A 725-nucleotide genomic window follows, 5' to 3' on the forward strand; every position below is an offset into this window, starting at 1 on the left:
GAGCAGGGCTTTGTCCGCATCGTCGCGCTGGCCAGCACCCATGTGATCCTCGGTATCCAGGCGGTCGGGCAGTCCGTCTCCGAACTCAGCGCGGCGTTTGGGCTCGCCATCGAGATGGGCGCAACGCTCGAGGATATCGCGGGGACGATCCACGCTCATCCGACGCTTGGCGAAGCGGTGCAGGAGGCGGCGCTGAAGGCGCTCGGGCACGCCATTCATATCTGAATCAGTTGAGGCTGTGACTGGGTTCGGGTCGGGCGCGGTTCGGCGGAAGCGGCCCAACCGGATCCGTTCGGTCCGTGCGGCCTATTGGATCACTGCAGGCCTCAGCTTCATTGCACCATCTCCGTGCTTTCGTTCGCTGCGCCGGGGATGCTCTATTTCGAACGAGATGGTGCAGCCGGTTTCGGTGTCGGCGACGATCAGTTCCCGGCCGTATTCGGCCAACGTATCCGAAACGATCGCAAGGCCCAGACCGGATGAATGGTGACTGTCCGGAGCGAAGTGGACGCCACGTTGCAGGATCAGTTGACGTCGGTCTCCCGGTACGCCGGGTCCATCATCGCTGACCGAAAGAACGGTGCTGCCGTCGTCAGCGGTGTGGACCTGTACCGTGACGGCGCTACGCGCCCATTTGCGAGCATTGTCGAGCAGATTGCCAACGACCTCGGCGAAGTCGTCGGTTTCCATCGCGGCGCTGACGTTTTCGGGAACCTTGATACTCC

The 725-nt window shown here is 62.8% G+C and carries 1 protein-coding gene and 1 pseudogene; one reads left to right on the forward strand and one right to left on the reverse strand.

Annotation, left to right across the window (positions count from 1 at the left end):
- Positions 1–225, forward strand: a pseudogene (locus AB4Y92_RS25145) (dihydrolipoyl dehydrogenase); the annotation flags it as partial.
- Positions 226–306: 81 nt separating this feature from the next.
- Here the strand turns inward: AB4Y92_RS25145 and AB4Y92_RS25150 are convergent.
- Positions 307–725 (reverse strand): ATP-binding protein (locus AB4Y92_RS25150; protein WP_441822095.1); only part of this gene is annotated, 419 nt, incomplete at its 5' end.

This window comes from Lysobacter sp. TAB13 (assembly GCF_052113885.1).
Classification (GTDB): domain Bacteria; phylum Pseudomonadota; class Gammaproteobacteria; order Xanthomonadales; family Xanthomonadaceae; genus Lysobacter; species Lysobacter gummosus.